We start from the raw sequence: 16,106 nt of genomic DNA, 5'->3' as shown, positions 1-16,106 counted from the left end.
CGGTGAGTGGAGAGTTTGCGGTAATCGGTGCTAAATACCAATTCGGCGGGAAGGCTGCTCTATGCTTTTCCTTGGCTTCATATGCGATGAATAAGATTCTGCTAATTGGCTCACTGCGTTCGCCACCCCCTATCCGGCTTCGCCGGACTTCCCCCTATGCAGGGGGCAGAATAGGCCTCTCTATGTTTTCCCATAGTGTCATGTGGCACATTGCTGAGCACCCATAGTGCCCCCTCGAAGAGGGGGAAAGGTGGTGGCGCCAGCCACCAAAGGGGGTGCGCTTTTCCCACGCCCGTAAGGGCGGTTTGCCTGTTTTCCCCGGGCGAAGCCCGGTTGTAAAGGTTTTATTCATACTGGCGCCGCAGGCGCCCACCTTCACCCTCTGAACCTTCTGAACCTTCTGAACCCTTACGCCCGCCAGGGCGTGTCCCTAAAGCCGCAGACCCCTGCGGGAATACGACACAGTGCTCCCTCGGCCGCAGGGCGGCCTCCGTCTTTGCCTCAAAAAAAATGGAGCCATGCGTTATGCACAGCTCCATTATACTACATCCTATGAAAGCGATTATTCCGCCTTGAAGGTGAGTTTGCCGTTTTCATCCTTGCCCACGTGGAGGACTTTCTTGTCTTTCAGTCCATCCTGCAGGATGAGTTCGGAGATGGGATCTTCCATTTCCTTCTGGATGGTCCTCTTCAGCGGACGGGCACCGTATTCCACATCGGTACCGTCAGCGATGATAACCTTCTTGGCTTCGTCGGAAACGTCCAGGGTGACATGGAAGTGTTCCAGTTTGCCGGCCACTTTCTTCAGCATGAGGTCCACGATTTCAGAGAGGTTTTCCGGAGTGAGAGGATGGAATACGATGATTTCATCGATTCTGTTGATGAATTCAGGACGGAAGGTCCGTTTCACTTCGTCCATAATCATCTTTCTGATATCTTCGAAGGATTCTTCTTTTTCTTCTTTTTCGCCGGAAGAGAAGCCCAGTTTCTTGCCCATATGACCTTTAAGGAAATTGGACCCCAGGTTGCTGGTCATGATGATGACGCAGTTGGTGAAATCCACGGTCCTGCCCTGGCCATCGGTCAGCCGGCCGTCGTCAAGAACCTGCAGGAGAATGTTGAAGAAGTCCATGTGCGCTTTTTCCACTTCATCGAAGAGGATGACGCTGTAGGGGTTGCGGCGCACCGCATCGGTGAGCTGACCCCCTTCTTCGTAGCCCACATATCCTGGAGGCGCACCGACAAGACGGGAGACTTCGTGTTTCTCCATGTATTCGGACATGTCGAAGCGGATCATATTCTTTTCACTGCCAAACATACACTCTGCCAGTGCCCTTGCCAGTTCGGTCTTGCCTACGCCGGTGGTGCCCAGGAAGAGGAAGGAGCCGATTGGACGCTTCGGGTCCTTCATGCCGGCCCTTGCACGGCGGATAGCGGTGGCCACTGCGTGGACCGCTTCGTCCTGGCCGATGACTCTCTTATGGAGTTCGTCTTCCAGGTGCAGCAGCCGTTCGGAGTCGCTCTTCTTCAGGTTCTGCACAGGAACGCCTGTCCATTTGGATACCACTTCTGCCACGTCCTCTTCGGTAACGGTCAAATGGTCATGGTCTCCGCCCTTCCAGTCTTTCTTCAGGGCATCGATTTCAGTCTGCAGTTTCTTTGCCTGGTCCCGGTAAATGGCTGCTTTTTCAAAGTCCTGGGAAGAAACGGCAGCTTCCTTTTCTTTGTTCACCGATTCCAGTTCTTCTTCTTTCTTCTTCAGTCCTTCCGGAGTAGAAGATGCTTCCATACGGACTTTGGCAGCCGCTTCATCGATGACGTCGATGGCTTTATCCGGCTGGAAACGGTCGGTAATGTAGCGTCCGGAGAGGTCCACTGCCGCTTTCAGTGCTTCGTCAGTAATTTTTGCTTTATGGAAGGCTTCGTAACGGTCGCGGAGGCCCTTCAGGATTTCCAGGGTATCCTTCGGCGTCGGTTCGCCGACCTTCACCGGCTGGAAACGACGTTCCAGGGCGGCATCCTTTTCAATGTATTTCTTGTACTCCTTCAAAGTGGTAGCACCAATGCAGCGCAGTTCCCCTCTTGCCAGAGCCGGTTTCATAATGTTGGCTGCATCCATGGAACCTTCGCTGGAACCTGCGCCTACCAGGGTGTGCAGTTCATCGACGAAGAGGATCCAGTCTTTATGTTTCTTCACTTCATCAATGACTTTTTTCAGTCTTTCCTCAAATTCGCCTCTGTACTTGGTGCCTGCCACTACGGAAGACATGTTAAGGGAAATGATATGACAATTTTTGAGGATTTCCGGTACATCGTTATTCACAATGCGCTGAGCCAGTCCTTCGGCAATGGCAGTTTTACCAACGCCCGGTTCACCGATAAGGACAGGGTTGTTCTTGTTGCGGCGGGACAGAATCTGGATAACCCGGTTGATTTCATCGTTTCTGCCGATAACCGGATCGATCTTGCCCTGTTTGGCTTTTTCGTTGAGATCTACAGCAAAGCCATCCAGGTCGCCCAGGTTAGCGGATTTATCAGACTTGCTGTTGTCTTCGGACAGCACTTTTTCAAAGACCTTCTGCAGTTTGTCCTGGTTCACATCAAAGCTTTCCAGAATACGAACAGCCAGGCCGCCGCCTTCGTGGAGAATGGCCAAAAGCAGGTGTTCCGTACCTACATAGGAATTACCCAGTTCATTGGCTTCTTCCACTGCCATCTCCAGCACCCTCTTGGTACGGGGTGCAGCATACACTTCACCGGTGCTGAAAAGGGACCGGCCCTGGCTGTACTGGGAAAGCAGCTCTTCCACTGCTTCCACGGTGACGCCCAGGGAATTTAAAATCTTGCCGCCGGCGCTGTCTTTTTCATGGGCAATACCCAGAAGAAGATGTTCCGTGCCGATGTAGTCGCTGCCCAGTTTCGCGGCTTCGGAAGCGGCGAATTTCCAGGCGTTTTTCACGCCGTCAGTAAATCTATCTTCCATAATAACTCCTCCTTTTCTTCAGAGTTTTTGAATCATTGTATATACGATAAAAAAATCTATGCGATAAAGCTGGGAAACCAGCGTAATTTTTGAAATCTTGAAACCGGATTACAGGTTCTTCAGTACATCCCTCATGAGGGCGGATCTCCACTTCTCCATATTTCCTTGGTCCTCCGGCGCGGTATGGCTGATGAGTGCCACCTGGCTGTCCGGAATAAGGGAATAGAGACGATAGAATGTGAGGCCGTCCTCATCGGGAATCATGTCGGCATTAATGCCCATGCGGATAAGGCCTGCAAGGTAGAGGGCTTCCTTACGGCTCATGCGCCTTGCATATTTAAGAAGGCCCAGGGCCCGCCAGATGCGGTCTCGAAGTTCTTCCTCCGAGCTTTGGAAGGTATCTTTCCAGAGCTTTTTCTCTTCTTCCGTAATTTCCTGAAGAATCTTATCAAGCTCTGAAACGTAGTCCACTTCCCTGATACCCAGGGACCTGGTGTTTTCCAGCAGATAGAAAGGCAGACGGTCATCGGCCTTTCCGGCTGCCGGTGCCAGGTGGAACCCCCGCAGTTCCAAAAATTCGGAAAGGCTTCCGATTCTGTCATGAAGGGCAAAACCCGGCAGGAACAGGAGAGACACCATTTTCATCCCGGATCCCGTGAACTGGGGCGATGCCGTGAGATATCCGAATTCCCGATCAAAGGCATAGTCCAGAATATCCGACGCTTCGTCTGCCAGCCGGGCCGTTCTTTTCCAGAGGCTGAACACTGTATTGCCGCCGGAAAATCCCAGGAAAGCCAGATGATCATGGACGTTGGTTCTGATGGCCAGGCTTCCGTCTTCGTTCAGGTAAAGCCGGCTGTTTTCATCCAGCAGTTCCTCCCCTTCCGGCAGAAACCCCTTTTCTGAAAGCACATCCTTTTCTTCATCATTCAGGGATTCCATGCCGTAGGGGATGAAGGGTCCGAAGCCGTGATTATTGATATATCTCACTGCTTCGTCCAGCTTTCCCGCCGTCTCGGCCTTCCGGGTGCCATCAAGCATGGAGGGGAACCGGGTGCTCTTCATATTTCTGAAAAGGGAAAGCCTGGTGAAGATGACCGGATCATCTTTGGATATCTGAGCCCACCGGGGAAGCTCATTTTCTAATATTTCCTGGAGGGTCATTTGGATGTGCCTCCTTTCCCTTCCTCTTCCAGTTTATGGATTTCATCCCGCACTTTGGCTGCCTCTTCATAGTTTTCATCGGCCACCAGCTTGGACAGCTTATTTCTAAGCTCTGTGAGCTTTGGCGATTCTTCCTTTACTTCCGCCTTCTTCGGCTCATCGCCATTGTAGCGGTGGGCGCCCTGCATATGCTGGAAGGCGGGACGAAGTTTTTCGCGGAAGGCTTCGTAGCATCCCGGGCAGCCCAGAAGACCGTCTTTCTTAAAATCATCGTAGGTTTTCCCGCATTCCGGGCAGGACAGATTTTCAATGGCTGTTCTTGCCGGACGGAACAGGGAATTCATGAAACCATCGTTGAAGAAGGTATCAAAACTGTTTCTGAATAAATCATGACCAAAGAAATCCATGGAGTGACTCACCAGGTTTTCCTTGGCTGCGCATTCTCTGCACAGATGTTTTTCTGTTCTATGTCCATTGACGATCTGTGTCACATGGACAACTGCTTCTCTTCCATGACAGCGATCACAAAGCATAGTTCATTCTCCTTTCAGGGCCCATTCAATGCGGTGAATCATGGTCTTGGCAGCCTCCCTGCGGTGGCTTTCAGGACAATACTCCAGCATGGTATGGGTCATTGCATAAATCAGTCGATATTCCTGATTGGAAATAATATCATAATCCACAAGCATGCGGTAATAGCCGTCCAATCCATTTTCAATAGCTTCTATGCTGTTTGGATTTTCTTTGGGGCTGCTCTTTCCGCTGCTTTTTTCCTCGCGGTTTGGTGCAGATGAAGTGGTCGATGAAGCCGGTGCCCGCCTAGGCGGTGGGTTCTGGCTTCTGAGAGAAATCTTAATGTATCCCCCGCTCCCTCTTCTGGACTCCACCACAAATCGGTCATCAGAAGAAAACCGGGTATTAATGACGTAGGTTACCTGGGAGGGGGCACATTCTAATAAATCAGCCACATCCTTCCTTTTAAGAAGTACCTGGTCATTTGTTTCTTTATCAAGCATTTCCAGGATAAACTTTTCAATCCTGTCTGATAACATGGTATTATTCATTTGACACTCACCACTTTCCTTTAGCTCTCTCAACTTTCGAATCTATTGTACCTCATTAATGTCAAATGGTCAATAGGTTAAATGAAAAATTTTTACTTTTCTTTTTCCTTGTGAATAAATCTGAATTTTCCTGCTATTATCGGTTTATTTGAGAACTGTATTCTTATTTATACAACAGAAAAGTCCTTTCTCCATCATGGAAAAAGGACTTTTTTTATTTCTATTTTGACTTTTCTTTTTGACTTTTACCAATCAAGGGGCTCATCTTCCACTCCTGCTTCGGAAAGAGTGGAATGGATAATTGATGAGGGAAATCCTCTTCGCAGAAGAAAGGCCGCGGCTCTCCTGTAATTTTTCAAAATGGAAGGCATCACTTTGGCCCTGCTTTGCAGGACATGGAAGGCATTATCCTTTTCTTCTTCCTCCGAAATGCGGTAAGGGCACGGAAGGCCCCGGGCCTTCATTTTCTGAAGGATGTAAGAATTACCATAGCAGCGGCGGCTGCGGAAGGCTCGAAACACATCCTCCGCCAGACTTTCATCGTCCACATAACCGTAATGCTTCAGCTTTCCCAGAGTGTCCTCGATATCCTTCTCCCCGTAGCTTCGTTCCTTCAGCTTCCGGCGCATTTCCATTTCACTCTGGCCCCGGTACTTCAGGAGATGGAGAGCTGCTTCGTAGCAGCTCCTCTCAGTTTTCTGCGTCCTGTTCTGATAATACGCCATCTTCGAAGTGATCCGGTTCAACTACCAGGGTGTCGCGGATAATCTTGTCGATTTCATCAGCCACATCGGGATGTTCCTTGAGATAGGTCTTGGCAGCCTCCCTGCCCTGGCTGATGCGGTTTCCTTTGTAGGAATACCAGGCGCCGCTCTTCTGGATAATATCCATGTTCACCGCAATATCCAGGAGAGTGCCTTCCTTGGAAATGCCTTCGCCGTACATAATATCAAATTCAGCCACCTTGAAAGGCGGTGCCACCTTGTTCTTCACCACCTTGGCCCTTGTCCTGTTGCCGATAACCTCGGTGCCGCTCTTAATGGCTTCGGCCCTTCTGATTTCAATACGCATGGAAGCGTAGAATTTAAGAGCCCTGCCGCCGGTGGTGGTTTCGGGATTACCGAACATGACGCCCACCTTTTCGCGGATCTGGTTGATGAAAATGACAATGGTTCTGGACTTGCTGATAATGCCGGTGAGCTTTCGGAGGGCTTTGCTCATGAGCCGGGCCTGCAGGCCTACGGACTGGTCGCTGATATCCCCTTCGATTTCCTGCTTCGGAACCAGGGCTGCCACGGAGTCGATAACCACAATATCCACAGCGCCGCTCCGTACCAGGGACTCACAGATGGAAAGGGCCTGTTCGCCGCTGTCCGGCTGGGAAATGAGAAGGTCCTTCGTGTCTACCCCCAGATGGTGGGCATACATGGGATCCAGGGCATGTTCCGCATCGATAAAGGCAGCCACGCCGCCCAGTTTCTGGGCTTCCGCAATGGCATGGAGGGCCAGGGTGGTCTTACCGGAAGATTCGGGGCCGTAGATTTCAATGACCCTGCCTCTGGGGTATCCGCCTACACCGACCGCAATATCAAGGGCCAGGGAACCGGTGGGAATCACATCGATATCCAGCTTGTCCCCCATATCCCCCAGGCGCATGATAGAGCCCTGTCCGAATTCTTTCGTAATCTGGTGCATGGCACTTTCAAGGGCCTTCTTCTTTTCTGGGCTTAATTCATTTTGGTTTGCCATGGAAATCCTCCTTATAAAATGGGAAGGAAACCTTCCTTCTTAAGGAAGCGCTGATTAAATCGTTGTCTGCTTTTATTCTAGAATTTTTATGCAATGCGAGGAATGGGATGACGAGAATAGCGAGCTATTTAAGGAGTCCCATGACGAAGCAGTGCATAAAAATTCTTATAAAAGCAGACTCTATGAATTAATCAGTGCTTCCTTAACTTAATATCTTTATTCTTATTTTACTATATACGGTGCAAAGAGGGAAATAGAACTGAGAGGTCAGATGATTAGACGATAGACATCAGACTTCTGCTGTCATTTCAAAAAACAAATCACACAAATGCCATCTGCCGCACTGTCATTTCGAGCGAAGGACCGCGGCGCTATGATGCTGACGGTTCATGAAGCCGGTGAAGAGAAGTCGAGAAATCTCACTCCGAAATGGTACATGCCACATTGGAACAGGAGATCTCTTGACTCAGAGTTTCAATGGAATACAGAGACATTTATTCTCATACCGACAGGCAGCCCCGCTCGAGATGACATATGGGCAGGCGGCTTATCGTCATTCGCAAGGAACTAAACTGCGCAAACGCTTTCCCGCCCCAATGTCATTTCGAGCGGAGGACAGCGCCGGTATGATGCCGCCGGTTCATGAAGCCGGTGAAGAGGAGTCGGGAAATCTCACTCTGAAATGGTGCATGCCACATTGGAACAGGAGATCTCTCGACTCAGAGTTTCAATGGAATACAGAGACATTTATTCTCATGCCGACAGGCAGCCCCGCTCGAGATGACATATGGGCACGCAGCTTATCGTTATTTTATTGGAACGTATATGCGAAAACAGCTAGCCGTTCTTACCGGATTTCATCCTCTTCCCGTACTGCAGGAGGTAGTACAGCGCTTTTTCTGCGGCGCCGTAGCGGACGCTCCTCCGGGATCCGAAGAACTGTTCTTTGTGCACTTCCGTGCCCAGGGGACCGGAGAGGCCGATGTATACCAAGCCTTCGTCTTCTCCCCTTTCTCCTTTGCCGGGGCCGGCGTAGCCGGTGGTGGAAACGGCTATGTCGCTTCCGTAGAGGGCGCGGGAACCCTCTGCCATCTCTTCGGCCACCGGAGCACTCACAGCGGTGAATTGATCCAGGTCTTCCTTTTTTACGGAAAGCACCTTTTCCTTTGCTTCGTTCCAGTAGGTTACAGCGCTTCCCTTGAAATAGGAAGAGCTGCCGGGGTTGTCGGTCAGGAATTTTCCGATAAGGCCGCCGGTGCAGGATTCCGCCGCACTCACGGTAAGGCCGGTTTTCAGGAGGAAATGGTGAAGGTCATTCAGCACGTCCCCTTCCAGATGGTACCTGGAAACGGTCATCCGCTTTTCAATTTCCCCTGCCGTCTTTTCGATGAGTTCCATGGCTTCCTTTTCATCCATTCCCTTGGCGGTGACGCGGACAGCTACATAGCCCGGCCTTGCCAGAAGGGCAATGGTGGGATTGGACTGAGCCCTGAGAAGGTCTCCTATTTTCTCTTCGATTTCCGCCTCCGTCATATGGACGGCGGACAGGACGAGGGAACGAATAATGCCCTGTGATCCCAGTTTTTCAGTGAGCCAGGGCATCACATGGTTTCTCATCATGGTTTTCATTTCAAAGGGAGGTCCCGGAAGGTGGATAAGGATTTTGCCGCCCTTTTCCACGGCGGACCCGCTGGCGGAGCCTGCTTCGTTGAAAAACAGATGGGCCCCCTTGGCAAACCAGGCCTGCCGGTCCAGGGAAGGAAGGTAGGGCCGGTGCTTTTCTTCGTAATATTTCTTGAGCCGCTCCGACTCTTCCTCCACGCGGACGTAGGGAAGGTCCATGACCCTGGCCCCTGCCTTTTTCGTAATGTCGCCCAGCGTGGAGCCAAGGCCGCCGGAGGTGATGACAAGGTCCGCCCGGGAAAGGGCATGGCGAAAGGTTTCTTCCATGCGGGCCGGGTTATCCCCCACCACCGTCATGTAGGCCACGGTATAGCCGTGTTCATTCAGGAAGGATGCCAGCCACTTGGCATTTTCATTGGCGATTTCTCCCAGAAGGAGCTCGGAGCCGGTGGTAATAATTTCAGTAATCATACATTGCCCCGGAAATTAAATTCTTTCCGCAATGAGGTCATAGGCATAGCCGTCTACGATTTTGACCTTTACAAAATCACCGAGCTTTACATCTCCCGGATTGTCGATATACACACTGCCGTCCACTTCCGGCGCCTGGAAGGCGGTGCGGCCCTTGGCCTGCATATGGCCTTCGCCATCGTCCACCATTTCCTCCACCAGCGCCTCTGTTTCCACACCGATAAGGTTTTCATTATTTTCTTCGGAAATACCGGCCTGAATAGCCATGAGCTCATGGTACCGGTTTTCTTTCACCTCTTCCGGAATCTGGTCCATCATACGGGCTGCGGGGGTACCGTCCTGGGGAGAGAATTTGAAGGCTCCCATATCGTCAAAACGGACTTCTTTGATGAAATCGCAGAGTTCTTTGAAATCGTCCTCCGTTTCCCCCGGGAATCCCACCATGAGAGTGGTGCGGATGGTCATGCGGGGAGAAGCGGCGCGGAGTTTGTGGAGAAGGGTCCTGATGCTTTCGGAGGAATCCCTTCTGTGCATGCGCGAGAGCACAGAATCGCTGATATGCTGGAGAGGAATGTCCACGTACTTGCAGATTTTATCTTCCGAAAGAATCACGTCCAGCAGTTCATCGTCGAAATAGGTGGGATAGAGGTAGAACAGGCGGATCCATTTCACCCCATCAATCTTCACCAGTTCCCGAAGAAGGGCGGCCAAAGTGGTACCGTCCTTTAAATCCCTGCCGTAGCAGGAAAGGTCCTGGGCAATGAGATTGAATTCCCTGGTGCCTTCGGCAGCGAGCCTTCTCACTTCATGGACAATGGAAGGGATGGGGCGGCTGTGCATGGGGCCTCTCACATAGGGAATGTAGCAGAAAGTGCAGCCGTTGCTGCAGCCTTCGGCGATTTTCACATAGGCGGAATACTTCGGTGTCAGCGTCTGCCGCGGAATGAGTTCCTCATTGGCGCAGGGATTGGTGTCAAAGCTGTATACCTTTTCATCCTTTTCGTAGGATTCATTCACCGCATCCAGAATGTGCTGCCAGGAGTCGGTGCCAATGAATACGTCGATTTCCGGGATTTCTTTCCCCAGAGCCTGCTTGTACTGCTGGGTCAGGCAGCCGGCGGCCACCAGCTTTTCGCATTTTCCGGTCTTCTTGTATTCCGCCGCCTCCAGAATGGTCTGAACCGATTCTTCCTTGGCCGGGTCGATAAAGGTGCAGGTATTGATAATGATGACCTGGGCTTCCGATAAATCTTCAGTCAGCTCGTAGCCTGCCTTTTCCATAATGCCTACCATCATTTCCGTGTCCACCAGGTTCTTGGAACATCCCAGGCTTACAAATCCGAGTTTCTTCTTCAACTGTTCGTACCTCCAAAACGTATCTTCTCGCCCCACTGTGTGAGGAGATCCTTTCTTCCTTCATCGAAATATAATTTTTCCAGATTCCAGAAGTCCAGCGAATGACCGGCGCTGTCCGGTTTCATATTGAAATCATTCACATATATATAAAAATACTGGTTTTCTTCCATTTTTGCTTTGTATTCGGAGGAAGTGAGAAGCCAGTTCAAAAGCTTCTCCGCCCTTTCCGGATAGGCGGCATCCGATGAAATGCCGGCGCCAAAAAGATACCAGGGAGACCCGTCCTCCGGATACATGATGACCACAGGCAGCTTTTCCTGACGGCTGCGGATGGCCTCGTTCAAGCCGGAAATACCGATATCACACTTTCCCATGCCCGCCATGCGGGAAGGGGTGGACAGATATTTCCCGTACTGCACGATATGGTTTTGGGCCTTTCCCAAGAGGGAAAAGGTTTCCCCAATGCCGAAATGCTCCGCCATGCACATGAGAAGGTCCTCCGCCATGTCGGCAGCAATGAAATCGGTCATGGAAAGGCGAAGGGAATTTCTGGTAAGCACCTCATTCCATGTGTAGGAAAAGGCAGGGTGCTTTCTGGCATAGTCCTCGTTCACCGCAAACACCACCGGATCCACCCAAAGGCCGGTCCAGTAGCACTCTTCATCTTTAAAAAGGTTAAGGGCCGTGTCCGTCTGGGCCGAGGCATAGGGAACAAGCATATTTTCCCTTTTCATCTTCATCAGGGAATCCTGGGAAGTAATGTATAAATCCGCCGGAGCCACGTCGCTCGTGTTCTGCCTGCTCTGGATCTGGGACTTGGACAGGTACACCACATTCATCTTCAGTCCGCTGTCATGGAAGAAGTCGTCGCCAAAGGCCTCCAGCATGCCGCTGGGCATATCCGTATACACCGTCACATACTCGGAGGGATGCATTTTCTCCGCCTTCGCCTGCTCCCGGGCATAACGGAGAATACCTAAGAATGCAAGGGCTGCCATCAATAAAAATAGAAAAACAGAAGCCAGTCGTTTCATAAAGCCACCTCTTGCAGAATTATATCATAAGTTCTCGTCGAAATGACAGGGAAGCCGGTGAGTTAGGGGATGAGTGGGCTAGTGGACTAGTGGGCTAGTGGGCTAGTGGGCTGGTGAGCTGGTGAGCTAGTGGCTGGCGGCTGACGGCTGGCGGTGCGTTCAGCCCCATGCCATTCAGATGGCACTTCCGCTGCCTGCTTCCCCGGTCTCTTCTTTTGGCGGCTCCGCAGGGGCTCCGTTTTTCAGCTGTTCGAAGAGGTCCTGGGCCTTGACTTTATCCATTAGGATATCCCTGGGTTTTGCCCCTTCCGCAGGGCCTACGATGCCAAGGCGTTCCATGGAGTCCATGAGCCTTCCCGCCCTGGTGTAGCCGATGCGGAAACGGCGCTGCAGGGCGGACACGGAGGCTCTTTTCGTATCAAGCACCCATTCCGCCGCTTCTTCCAGAAGGTCGTCCTGCTCTTCTTCCTCCTCTGCCTGTCCCCCATCATTCTTTTCCGGTACCGACAGGTCAATGGGTTCATATTTCACAGGCACCTTTTCCTGTTCCAGACATTCTTTTCTTACATAATCCACCACGGCCTCCACTTCCTCGTCGGAAATAAAGGCGCCCTGGATGCGGACGGTGGTCAAAGCACCGGCCTGCTTGAAAAGCATGTCCCCCTTGCCCAGAAGGGTTTCCGCCCCTCCTTCGTCAAGGATGATGCGGGAGTTCAGGGCCGATTCCACCATGAAGGCAATGCGGCTGGGAATGTTGGATTTGATAACCCCCGTAATCACATCGGCCGATGGCCGCTGGGTAGCCAGGATGAGGTGAATGCCGGCGGCCCGGGCTTTCTGAGTAAGGCGCTGGATGAGCACTTCCACTTCCTTGGCCGCCACGTTCATGAGGTCCGCAAATTCATCGACAATGATCAGGATATAGGGCATTTTCTTGTCGGGATTCTGCTTGTTATATCCTTCAATATTTCTCACCTTGGCGCCGGCAAAGAGCTGGTAGCGGGCTTCCATTTCACGGACCGCCCAGTTGAGTGCGCCTTCGGCCTTCTTCATATTGGTAATCACTTCCGTCCTGAGGTGGGGAATGCCGTTGTACACGGACAGTTCCACCACCTTCGGGTCGATGAGCATGAGCTTCACATCCTCCGGACGGCTGTGGTAAATGATACTTGTAATGATGGAGTTAATGCACACCGATTTGCCGGAGCCCGTGGAACCGGCAATGAGAAGATGAGGCATTTTTGCCAGGTCCGTCACCACCGGCTTCCCTGTAATATCCTTGCCCAGGGCCACCAGGATGTGGCCTTTGCCATTTTTGAATTCACTGCTGTCAAGCACATCCCTTAAAGGCACGGAGGCGGATTTGGAGTTAGGAATTTCAATGCCCACCGCCGACTTGCCGGGGATAGGCGCTTCAATGCGGATGTGGGTGGCGGCCAGGGCCATGGCCAGTTCGTTGGAAAGGCCTTCAATCTTGCTCACCCTTACTCCCACTTCCGGCCGAAGTTCAAACCTCGTCACCGTGGGGCCCACGCTGGCATGGATAACCTTGGCCATGACGCCGAAGCTCTTTAAAGTGGATTCGATAATAGACGCATTTTTAGCCACGTCGCTCTGGCTTTCCCCTTTAGCGCTGTCCGTATGGAGCAGAGAAAGCGGAGGAAATTTGTATTCCTTCTTCACAATGCCGGTCATGGGAGGGCGGGAAGGATGAGCCGGTTCTCCGGCAGGCGCAGCAGGCATGGCTTCTTCTGTATGTTCCTCTGCCGCTTCTTCCGGTTCTTCTGCCATTTCTTCTTCATGCTGTTCCGGGACTTCTTCTTCCGGCTCTTCCGTTTCAGGAAGGGGCGGAGAAGGGGGCGCTTCCATGTCTTCCGACGGCTCTGTTTCTGCCGGTTCTTGCGCCTGGCCGGTCAAATCTTCGGAAATTTCATTTTCGGCCGCTTCTTCCGGCGTTATTTCTTCATGCTCTTCTACCGGTACCTCTTCGGGCTGTTCATTTTCTTCCGGAAGAGCCTCTTCCGGAATTTCTTCATCCCGTTCTTCCTTCTTTTTCTTCTTAAAAATAAATTCCGTAGGCTTATCCTTCAGCACCTCCAGCCGGGCAGCGGAACGGGCGGCATCCATGGCCGCCTTCTTGTCCCGGATTTTCTGGGCCACACCGCCCAGCTTTTCCCCGGTTTTCGCGCTGATTTTCTGGGCCCTGGTCCCCACCTTTTCCGCCCCTTTGGACAGAGACCAGTGGGTGAGAAGAAGAATATCCACCACCATCAGTGCCAGAAGAAGGATGGTGGTTCCGATTTCACCAAGAATAAGATGGAAAAAAGAGGTCAGTCCCCCGCCGATGATACCGCCGTAGGAAAGAATGGATGAAATTTCCATTTCCCTTCCTAAAGGCACATAGTAATGATGCACCAGGCAGAGGAAAAGAACGAATAAAAGCGCCAGAAGCACATTCCGACGGCTCATGGAAATACCCCGGGACGCCAGGGCATACCGGGCACCAAAAAGAACCAGGAACAGCGCCGCTGCCGGCGCCCCCAGGCCGAAGAGGAAATGGATGCCGTCGCTCACCCATTTTCCCATTAGACCCGTTCCTCCGCCAAAGAGGCCGAAAAGGCTGATAAAGGCAAAAATGCCGAAGCAGAAGATAACGATTCCTGATATTTCATAATTTTTAGATCCATCATTGGCCCGCCGTCTGGCGGAAGTGGTCTTTTTCTTCATACCGACAATAACTCACTCCTGTTTTTTATTTCTCCGCTCTTCCCATTTCCGAGAAATGGGAGCTTCCTCTCCGTTTTTAACCGGCCTGTAGTACACGTGGCCAGTAAGCTCTCTGGGAAGATACTGCTGGTCCACCCAGCCTCCGAAATCATGGGGATAAAGGTAGCCGTTTCCGTGACCCATTTCATGGGCGCCGCTGTAATGGGCGTCCCTCAGGTAATCGGGAATGGACCAGTCCGACCTCGTCTTCACTTCTTTCAACGCATTGTCAATACCCATGACGGCGCTGTTGCTCTTCGGCGCCAGACAGATGTAAAGCACCGCTTCAGCCAGAGGAATTCTCGCTTCCGGCAGCCCCACCATTTCCGATGCCTGGGCTGCCGCCACTGCCACCGAAAGGGCCCGTGGGTCCGCTAGACCCACATCTTCAGCGGCGCAGATCATAATGCGCCGGGAAATAAAGGATGTCTTCTCTCCCCCGTCAATCATGCGGGCCAGATAATGAAGGGCTGCATCGGGGTCGCTTCCCCGCATGCTTTTAATAAAAGCGGACACAATATCATAATGATAATCGCTGTTCTTATCATATACGGATGCATGGTCTCCCGCAACCTCTTTAATTTCTTTCGCCGTCAAAGTCCCTTTCATGGGAAGAAGGGACGACGCCTGCTCCAGAAGATTCAGGGCCATGCGGATGTCGCCGGAGGCATAGGAAGCAATCATTTTCAATACATCATCCGACGCCTGGTAGCCGTAGTTTCCAAGGCCCTTCTCTGTATCCGTAAGTGCCCGGCGGAGGATAGCCATTTCCGCATCCTCCGACAGTGCTTGGAGGTGGATAAGCCGCACCCTGGACAGAAGGGGGCGGTTGATTTCGAAATAAGGATTCTCCGTAGTGGCGCCGATGAGGATAATGGTACCGTCTTCCACATAAGGCAGAAGCAGGTCCTGCTGTCCCTTGTTGAAACGATGGATTTCGTCGATAAACACAATGGTCCTTCTTCGATAATAGGAAAGCTCCTCCTTCGCATGAGAAACCACATCCCGGATATCCTTCGTGCCGCTGGCCGTGGCATTGAGCTTCACAAAACGGCTGTGTGTCATCTTCGCGATGACAGAAGCAATAGTGGTCTTCCCGCAGCCGGGAGGTCCGAAAAGAAGGATGGAAGGAATGGTATCCTTCTCAATCATACGGTAAAGAAAGGAATTTCTCCCCACAGCCCCCTCCTGCCCCAGAATATCCTCCAGCCTCTCCGGCCGCATGCGGTCCGCCAGGGGGGCATAGGAAACAGGTCTGCCATTATCATAGTCAAATAAAGAGTCCATCATCAGTGCCTCGCTCAAATACAAATGTTTCCCCTATATTATCCCATGGATGGGAAGAAAAATCAAACAGATTTTCCATGGGGCCGCTATTGACACGCCTGCGGTGTGAGGGTTCAGAGGGGGGTGGTGGCCAGCCCCTGCGGGGCTGGAGGTTATGGCCGCCTGCGGCGGCGGGTTGTGTAGAAGGGTTGTGTTCGCTGACGCTCGGGGGCGTGGAAAAGGTTCAGAGGGTGCAGAAGGGCGGAAAAAGGTTCTGAAGTTTGACCGGCCTTCGGCCGGAGGGTTCTTAAGTTTGACAGCGGCTTCGCCGCTGAGGGTTGTGGTATCGCCCTGCGAGCGATGAGTATATAGTCAGCGTTACGGGATTTACGCTTGTGTCTCCAGCGCTGCATGACGAAAAGCAAAAGCCTCCTTACTTAGGCAGAAATCCTGCAACATTTCTGAGCCGGGCTCTTGTGTGAGCATAGCCTGCACATAAAGCGAACACCTTAAAGCCCGGCCAGCGGGTGTCGCCGTAGGCGAGGGAGGAACAGCGTGGATTAGACGATAGAAGTCAGAAATCAGACGTCAGACTGCGTTACGGGATTTCCTTCCCGCCCTACTCGTCAT

The 16,106-nt window shown here is 52.0% G+C and carries 11 protein-coding genes; all 11 read right to left on the bottom strand.

Annotated elements, in window-relative coordinates; all coding sequences use genetic code 11:
• Positions 1–562: 562 nt before the first annotated feature.
• The 11 genes from QZQ29_RS02760 to QZQ29_RS02710 all read right to left on the bottom strand — a co-directional run bounded on the left by QZQ29_RS02760 (position 563) and on the right by QZQ29_RS02710 (position 15,497).
• Positions 563–2,983 carry an ATP-dependent Clp protease ATP-binding subunit gene (locus QZQ29_RS02760; protein WP_296959309.1) on the bottom strand — a complete coding sequence of 807 codons (2,421 nt, stop codon included), beginning with the start codon at positions 2,981–2,983 and terminating at the stop codon, positions 563–565.
• Between the two features lie 108 nt (positions 2,984–3,091).
• Positions 3,092–4,147: a hypothetical protein gene (locus QZQ29_RS02755; RefSeq protein ID WP_296959306.1), complete on the bottom strand. Its 1,056-nt coding sequence runs from the start codon at positions 4,145–4,147 to the stop codon at positions 3,092–3,094.
• Positions 4,144–4,680, bottom strand: coding sequence for a UvrB/UvrC motif-containing protein (locus QZQ29_RS02750; protein WP_296959304.1), 537 nt, complete (start codon positions 4,678–4,680; stop codon positions 4,144–4,146). Before QZQ29_RS02750 ends, QZQ29_RS02755 begins: the two co-directional genes overlap by 4 nt.
• A gap of 3 nt (positions 4,681–4,683) precedes the next feature.
• Positions 4,684–5,211: a CtsR family transcriptional regulator gene (locus QZQ29_RS02745; protein ID WP_296959301.1), complete on the bottom strand. Its 528-nt coding sequence runs from the start codon at positions 5,209–5,211 to the stop codon at positions 4,684–4,686.
• 245 nt (positions 5,212–5,456) lie between these two features.
• Entirely contained in the window at positions 5,457–5,936 is a 480-nt protein-coding gene (locus QZQ29_RS02740; RefSeq protein WP_296959298.1) for a regulatory protein RecX, read from the bottom strand.
• Positions 5,902–6,960, bottom strand: a complete 1,059-nt coding sequence (gene recA, locus QZQ29_RS02735; protein WP_296959295.1) for a recombinase RecA — start codon at positions 6,958–6,960, stop codon at positions 5,902–5,904. The genes QZQ29_RS02740 and recA overlap by 35 nt, the downstream gene beginning before the upstream one ends.
• 837 nt (positions 6,961–7,797) lie before the next feature.
• Positions 7,798–9,054, bottom strand: a complete 1,257-nt coding sequence (locus QZQ29_RS02730; protein ID WP_296959290.1) for a competence/damage-inducible protein A — start codon at positions 9,052–9,054, stop codon at positions 7,798–7,800.
• 15 nt (positions 9,055–9,069) lie between these two features.
• Entirely contained in the window at positions 9,070–10,410 is a 1,341-nt protein-coding gene (gene rimO, locus QZQ29_RS02725) for a 30S ribosomal protein S12 methylthiotransferase RimO (protein ID WP_296959287.1), read from the bottom strand.
• Positions 10,407–11,444: an extracellular solute-binding protein gene (locus QZQ29_RS02720; RefSeq protein ID WP_296959284.1), complete on the bottom strand. Its 1,038-nt coding sequence runs from the start codon at positions 11,442–11,444 to the stop codon at positions 10,407–10,409. Before QZQ29_RS02720 ends, rimO begins: the two co-directional genes overlap by 4 nt.
• Before the next feature lie 174 nt (positions 11,445–11,618).
• Positions 11,619–14,171, bottom strand: a complete 2,553-nt coding sequence (locus QZQ29_RS02715) for a DNA translocase FtsK (RefSeq protein WP_296959282.1) — start codon at positions 14,169–14,171, stop codon at positions 11,619–11,621.
• Between the two features lie 12 nt (positions 14,172–14,183).
• Positions 14,184–15,497, bottom strand: a complete 1,314-nt coding sequence (locus tag QZQ29_RS02710; protein ID WP_296959340.1) for a replication-associated recombination protein A — start codon at positions 15,495–15,497, stop codon at positions 14,184–14,186.
• Positions 15,498–16,106 lie beyond the last annotated feature (609 nt).

Source organism: uncultured Dialister sp., assembly GCF_900538805.1.
In the GTDB taxonomy this organism is placed as follows: domain Bacteria; phylum Bacillota; class Negativicutes; order Veillonellales; family Dialisteraceae; genus Dialister.
Note: the sequence above shows the minus strand (reverse complement) of the source record. Positions and strands in the feature narration are given on the sequence as shown.